This window comes from Ferdinandcohnia sp. GQ5 (assembly GCF_059759275.1).
The window spans coordinates 194,293-201,092 of record NZ_JCAXEW010000011.1 but is presented as its reverse complement, the minus strand read 5'-3'; the positions used below and the strand labels follow the sequence as shown (position 1 = coordinate 201,092).

The window sequence follows — 6,800 nt, the reverse complement described above, 5'->3', positions numbered from 1 at the left end:
TTATATCTTTATTTGTAATACATTCCAAAATAAGCTGATGTTCTTCTCCCTCTTCTATTGCTCGTTCTACACTCTGATTAGGAACTAAGCGCCTATATCTATGAATATGGTCATATAATTGTGATAAAAAGTTATTAACTGTCCCGTTACGACTCAATTCATAAATATACGAATGAAATTCAACTCCATAATTTAAAAGCTCTTCGATGTTCCCCTCTTTAGATGCATCTTTAAGTTTATCAGCGATATCCTTTAGATTCCTCAAATCCTCTTGTGTAGCATTTTCTGTAGCCTCGGCAACAGCAATTTCTTCTAATTTAGATCTTACTTTAAATATTTCCTTTACTTCTTCAACAGAAATTGGAGCTATTTTTAGCCTTCCATTAGGCTGACGTATGACCATTTTTTCAAATTCAAGTTTCTCTAAAGCACCTCTTAAAGGTGTTCGACTGATATTTAATTTTGAGGATAAATCCTCTTCACTAACAGGTTGATTAGGTTGTAATATACCATCTATTATCCTTCTTTTAATTTCATAATAAGCAAAATCTTTAGCTGAACCTTTTGTTGGTGGGCTATTGAACTGATTATGCATTGAATTACCTCGCTATTCGTATTTTTGCATCCATTTTTTGCATTCAAAAACTGTATACAATTATTGTATACAGTTATGTTAATTTAAATATTTATAATTGTCAATATATTTTGTAATTTTTCACTATATTTATTTTGCGAATAAGAATAAACCTAGGTTTCATATACCTTAATTAATGCTCGCGTGCCATTATTTTCTTCTCCCATTTCTACCAGCTGTTTAAACAAAGATAAGCTTAATTTCAATCCAGGTGCATCCACATTCATTTCTTCAAAGGTTTCATAAGCAATAGTCAAATCCTTAACTATATGTTTTACATAAAAACCTGGTTTGAAATCGCCTTCAATCATTTTATTTGCTAAGTTTTCCATAACCCAGCTATTGGATGTTCCATTAGTTAATGTTCTAATTATTCCTTTTGGGTCCAGACCAGCTTTTTTCGCGAAAATTATTACCTCACATATACCTACCATATTGTTAGCCATTGCCACTTGATTACAAATCTTTGTATACTGTCCAGCTCCAGCTGTACCTTTATAATAAATGTTTTTACCCACCGTTTCTAAAATAGGTAGCGCTTTTTTAAAATCAAACTCTGATCCACCTACCATGATAGTAAGACTACCGTTCTTAGCACCATCTTCACCTCCAGAAACTGGTGCATCAAGCGCTAATATCCCTTTCGATAATGCTTTCTGAAATATTTTTTTGGCCAAGGAGGGTTTTGACGTTGTCATATCAATTACTATTGTGCCTTTTTTCGCATTATTTATAATACCGTCCTTTTTCAAATAAAGATCTTCAACATCAGAAGGTAAGCCTACCATAGTAATTATTACGTCTGAGTTTAATGTAACTTCACTAACAGATTCCATCCAATTCGCACCTAATCTTAGCAAGTCTAAAGCTTTTTCCTTAGTTCTTGTGTAAATATTTATTTTGTAATCACTTAGTAAAAGATTTTTAGCCATAGCACTCCCCATAACGCCTATACCGATAAAACCTATAACAATACTATTTTTTTTTTCTATTTTGCTCATTCCTTTCTCATTTATAATGCGTTATATCCAATGTAATTGGAATAAAATATACACCTACTACATGAGTAGGTGTATTAACATGAGTAGGTGTATTAAGATACAATTAAACAATTGACCTTTTAGATTCTTCGGCTAATTCTTTGTCTTTTTGAATGAATTGCTCACTAAATTTGTTCCAATTCGAGACATGAGGAAATCCAGACTCACTAAGCTCTGCAGAAAATTGTGAGATAATAGGCGGCTTAAGCTTTAATGAACGAAGCTTTTCGTAATTACTAAAGAATACATCATTTGGATCTCCTTCCATCACCACTTTTCCAGCGTCGATTACAACCACTCTACTTGCATACTGAGCTACCACTTCCATATCATGAGTAATCATAACGATGGTTGCTTGATTATCATTAATTAACGTTTCCATTAAGGATAACAGGGAATTTAAATTTTGTTCATCCTGCCCAGTAGTTGGTTCGTCCAACAGAATAATTTTCGGATTTGACACCAACATGGTTGCGACTGCTAATCTTTGACGTTCCCCTCTACTCAAAGAGAAAGGATGTTCTTTTCTTTTATTTTGAAGTCCAACTGTCTTAATAGCCAACTCTAACTGTTGATTGATAATGTCTTCCGCATAACCTCTATTCTTTAACCCAAATTTTATTTCATCTTCAACTGTGTTACAGAATAATTGATTATCTGGGTTTTGAAATACATATCCAATATCTAATATGATATCCTGCACCTTACTCTTCTTTGTATTTTTAGAATTGATTTCGACATCCCCATGGGTAGGTTTTAAAAGTCCAATTAAGTTTTTCATTAATGTAGACTTCCCACAGCCATTATGACCAACGATTGCTAATAGTTCACCTTTTCGAATGTCTAAATTAATATCATGGAGTATTTGTTTTTCTTTATTATAACTAAAATTAACATTTTGTAAGGATGCAACTAGTTCTGTATTATCTTGTTTTGGTAGATTTTTTTGTTCTGGAAATGTTAACTTTTTAGAAGTAAGTAGTTGCTTTATCCACTCCAAAACTTCCTTTTTTGTGATAGGAAAATTATCTAGAGTAAATCCTTTTTCATATAAATATTTTGCAAGTCTAATATGATCAGGGATTCGTATTCCTAATTGATTGAGTTCATAGAAGTGCTTATTAAAGATCTCATCAGGCCTACCATTATACAAAATTTCCCCTTCATGCATGATAACCACTCGATCAATAAATTCAATTAAATCATTCAAATCATGCTCAATAATTAGAAAAGTAGTATCTAATTCTTCCTTTAGTTCTGCAAGAATATCCATCACTTCCTGCTTACTAACTGGATCAAGGTCAGTGGTAGGGTCATCAAGTATAAGGATAGACGGTAACATCGCTAGGTTACTAGCAATGGATACCTTCTGTTTCTGTCCACCTGATAAAGAAAATGTAATTTGTTTCTTAATATCCTCTAACCGTAACTTTTGAAGACCATATGCAACACGTTCCTTGATTTCTGATTGAGTGTAGCCCTGACATTCTACTCCGAATGCCACTTCGTCCTCTACTCGTATTGAGAAAATCTGATCTTCTGGGTTTTGAAAGACCATTCCTATCTCGGAAGAAAGTTCATGCATTGGAACATATTGAGTGTTTTTTCCATTAATGACAATGTCACCTTCCAGGTTTCCGTCGGATAAATGTGGAATAATGCCATTTAGACATTTTGCTAGAGTTGTCTTCCCACTTCCACTTGTACCCGATAATAGGACGAATTCTCCCTTGTTTATTTGTAAATTAATATTTTTCAACGTCTTTTTTTCAACACTAGGATACGAAAAATTAAGATCTTTTACATGAATAATAGAATCTGTGCTCATAACTCCGCTCCTTTGCAAAGGATTTATTGTAACACTGTACTTATGCAATAAATGAATTATCTGCACCTAACCCGAGACCGTATCTCACATACAACGCACCGGCAAAAAATACAATCGTTAGCACAATGACTACATAATCCTTATTTTCAAGTTTCATATCTTGGTAGTATTCACGCCAAGCCATTTTGCTAAATCCTTTGCTCTCAACGGCCAGTCCCATTGTTCTACTTCTTCTTAAAGAATTAATCAACAATGGAAAAGCTGCTAGTTTAAAACTGTTCCAGCTTCCTCTTATCCCTTTTTTGTTAACCCCTCTAATCGTTTGTGCATTTGAAATATTCGTCAATTCTTCAAATACTAATGGGAAGAACCTTAAAGTCCCTAAAAACATAAAGGCAATGTTCATAGGAACCTTCATCTTCATTAAACCCTTTGCCAATAACGCAGGATCAGTTGTCGTTATAATAACAATTGTCATAAAACATGGAATAGCAATTCTGTATCCAAGGACTAATCCAGAATATAGACCAATATCTGTCGCATGGAGTGAACCTATTGAAAAAAGGACATTGGCATTTGCTTGTTCATAATTATAAAAAGTAGAAAAAATAACTGCTGACATGGCAAGTATGACAATTGTGCCAAGCAAAGGCATGATTGACTTCATATGAATCTTCGCTGATAACCAAATAGGAATACCAATTAATAGGATAATCGTTAAGTATAGGGGATCCATAAATAACAAAGGTGTTACGACGAAACCAATTATTAAAAGTAATTTTGCGCGTGGATCCAATTTATGAACCCACGTTCCTTTATCTAGATTTGCAACAAAATCGCTAGCTGCCATATTTTACACCTCCATACAAATCAATTTTACTTATCCTAAAAGGGCTTTTAATTTTTCACCAAGTGGCTTTGCAATGACTGTTCCGATAACCATCCCTACTAGAGATATCGCAAATACAATCGCAATTAGATGGAATGGCACTGGAATTTGATATGGATACACAATGCTCCACCAAACGAAAATCTCATAAATCGCATTGTAAAGTAAGGCAGCTACAATCAAATCTTTTATACTAGAATAAACATCGCTTGGATTGGCAAAAGCTTTACTTCTGCTATTTAAATATAATTCCGGTAGAATCGGTGCAATCACAACTAGAATCCAATAGATTGGGAGTTCGCCTTGTAGGAAGAAGTTAATGGCGCACCACGCGGCCGTAAAATAAACAGACGCATAAGGTTTTCTTACAACTACCCAACATAGCACTAAAGCAAAAGCACAGAACAGGTAAACAAAAGTATGGTTAAACGGGAAAACAACACCAGCAAATTTGAAGAAATACCAAAGTACACGATATAAAACAGCAAATATTACAATTGTAATTAAATCAACCGCTGTTACCTTTCTTTTTACCATTGAAAGCTTAGTACCTAACTCTACTTGTGACATCACATAACCTCCTACATATTCATATTTTTTTATTTAAATGTATGGTGTAAGCCCTCTCAAATGATTAATATCCTCTACTGTAAATCCCTCAAAACTTATTCCTTCCGCTTTAAAGTCTCTTTCCATTAACAGTGACGCTGTATTAATAAGTGAGTCGGTATATGGCGTCTCTAACCCTACTTTTCTACTTAACTCTGAAATCGGCACCAGCCCATATGGAATATCTTCGGTGACATATCTGTAGTCCAAAGTAGTTGGTGCTAATCCGTCTGGAAATAATCCCGGAAGTGCCTCGTATAAGCTTGGGTAATCAGTTTTATAAAACTCGTTTAAAATAGATAGGATACTTTGTGTTTTTATATTAAGATGTTCAGCAAGTTTGATCCTTTCCTCATCCAGTTTTTCAACATATGAAACAGTCAATGGTGATGTTCCGTCACCGTAAAATCTAAATTCACTTGCTGAGTCGATTCTGCTAGCATTAAACAAAGTGATTGGAGTATGTACTACGACGTTTGAATTGTTCAGGGAAGTTTCGATAACATTGTTAGCTAGAATTAATTGTGGGAATGTTTCTAGGAAGTATTTTGAGATTGTAAGATTCTTAGAAGTAGGTATTACACTAATTTGTACATTTTGCTTAATTCTACTGATTGTTACAGATCCAGTGGAATCGGCTTTTGATATAAAAGGCATTGCGCTTGTTTCAGCGATTGTAAGATTTTTCTCTTCAATATCATCGCCAAGCACTGCCTTACATTCAATTGCTCCCCAATATCCAGGGAATATTGCAATTGTTTGGTTCTTTTTCAAATGTGGTTTTAGTTGTTTGAATATTGATTTATGTCCTGAAGCTGTAGACGTGATAATAATATATTCTACATCATCAATTACCTCCTCCATTTGAGATGATACTTGGATTGGAACTCTACCTGTATAAACCCCTTTTAATTCTAGACCTTGAAAAGATAGAATTTCTGCTTTTACCGGACTTCGACTATAAAGCTTTACTTTCTTTCCTTGTAAAGAGAGGTATCCAACAATAGCTTGACCTGTATTACCTGCTCCAATGACAGCGAAAGACATATAACTCCTCCTTGCAGCTATTTAATTAAAATACTTAACTGATAAAACGATCTGTCACTTCAAAGATTCTAGATATTGTTCCACCCCTATTACGGCTTGTTCCATTGAATCTAAAATATGTTTTTTGATTGCTAATTCTGCATTCAATTTATCCTTTTGAATAATAAAGTTTAGGATTGTCTCATGCTCATCTGAGGTTTTCTTTGTATCTACTTGATGTGCTAGACGTCGATATCTTGAGATTTTATCATTCAGTTGAAATAAAATTTTTATAACTGTCTGGTTGTTGCTAAGTGTGTATAGCGTTGTGTGGAACTGACCTCCAAAATGATCTACATCTTCGTAGTTGCTTTTAGTTGAATTATTTTTAATCATAAAAGCATGATAAGCAAGATGCTTAATGTCATTTTCTGTAATATTATCAATTGCCTCGATAATAATGATTCCTTCTAACAAGCTTCGGACAAGAAATAGTTCCTTCACTTCTTGTACAGAAATAGATGCTACCTTTAAACGACCATTTGACTGTCGTTCTACTAACTCCTCTATTTCTAAACGTTGAAGCGCCTCTCTTAAGGGCGTCCTACTAATCTCTAATTCTTTTGCTAATTCATCCTCAATGATTGGTTGTCCTGGCTTAAAAGAACACTTAATAATACGTTCCTTTATTTCTGTATAAGCGATATCTTTTGCAGAAACTCTTGTCATCGACGTTTTTTTCAAATGCATTTTTTCACCTCCCCTAATATAAAA

Annotated in this window: 7 protein-coding genes; all 7 read right to left on the bottom strand. The window is 34.0% G+C overall.

Annotated elements, in window-relative coordinates; translation table 11 throughout:
* Positions 1–595, bottom strand: a 595-nt coding sequence (locus AC6CHV_RS15220) for an FCD domain-containing protein (RefSeq protein WP_498079154.1), incomplete at its 3' end; no start/stop codon positions are given.
* Positions 596–747: 152 nt separating this feature from the next.
* Positions 748–1,635 carry an NAD(P)-binding domain-containing protein gene (locus AC6CHV_RS15215; RefSeq protein WP_498079153.1) on the bottom strand — a complete coding sequence of 296 codons (888 nt, stop codon included), beginning with the start codon at positions 1,633–1,635 and terminating at the stop codon, positions 748–750.
* Between the two features lie 103 nt (positions 1,636–1,738).
* Positions 1,739–3,502, bottom strand: coding sequence for an energy-coupling factor transporter ATPase (locus AC6CHV_RS15210; protein ID WP_498079152.1), 1,764 nt, complete (start codon positions 3,500–3,502; stop codon positions 1,739–1,741).
* A 40-nt stretch (positions 3,503–3,542) separates the two neighbouring features.
* A complete protein-coding gene (locus AC6CHV_RS15205) occupies positions 3,543–4,352 on the bottom strand; it encodes an energy-coupling factor transporter transmembrane component T family protein (RefSeq protein ID WP_341332111.1) in 810 nt (269 codons plus the stop codon).
* Positions 4,353–4,382: 30 nt separating this feature from the next.
* Positions 4,383–4,961, bottom strand: coding sequence for a hypothetical protein (locus AC6CHV_RS15200; RefSeq protein WP_498079151.1), 579 nt, complete (start codon positions 4,959–4,961; stop codon positions 4,383–4,385).
* A 33-nt stretch (positions 4,962–4,994) separates the two neighbouring features.
* A complete protein-coding gene (locus tag AC6CHV_RS15195) occupies positions 4,995–6,047 on the bottom strand; it encodes an NAD/NADP-dependent octopine/nopaline dehydrogenase family protein (protein WP_341332112.1) in 1,053 nt (350 codons plus the stop codon).
* A 54-nt stretch (positions 6,048–6,101) separates the two neighbouring features.
* On the bottom strand, positions 6,102–6,776 hold the full coding sequence (locus AC6CHV_RS15190; RefSeq protein WP_121445155.1) for an FCD domain-containing protein: 675 nt from the start codon (positions 6,774–6,776) through the stop codon (positions 6,102–6,104).
* Between the last annotated feature and the right edge of the window lie 24 nt (positions 6,777–6,800).

Bases quoted from the DNA above. Each gene is read 5' to 3' on its own strand.
- AC6CHV_RS15205 (WP_341332111.1), bottom strand. From the start codon at position 4,352: ATGGCAGCTAGCGATTTTGTTGCAAATCTAGATAAAGGAACGTGGGTT.
- AC6CHV_RS15210 (WP_498079152.1), bottom strand. From the start codon at position 3,502: ATGAGCACAGATTCTATTATTCATGTAAAAGATCTTAATTTTTCGTAT.
- AC6CHV_RS15200 (WP_498079151.1), bottom strand. From the start codon at position 4,961: ATGTCACAAGTAGAGTTAGGTACTAAGCTTTCAATGGTAAAAAGAAAG.
- AC6CHV_RS15195 (WP_341332112.1), bottom strand. From the start codon at position 6,047: ATGTCTTTCGCTGTCATTGGAGCAGGTAATACAGGTCAAGCTATTGTT.
- AC6CHV_RS15190 (WP_121445155.1), bottom strand. From the start codon at position 6,776: ATGCATTTGAAAAAAACGTCGATGACAAGAGTTTCTGCAAAAGATATC.
- AC6CHV_RS15215 (WP_498079153.1), bottom strand. From the start codon at position 1,635: ATGAGCAAAATAGAAAAAAAAAATAGTATTGTTATAGGTTTTATCGGT.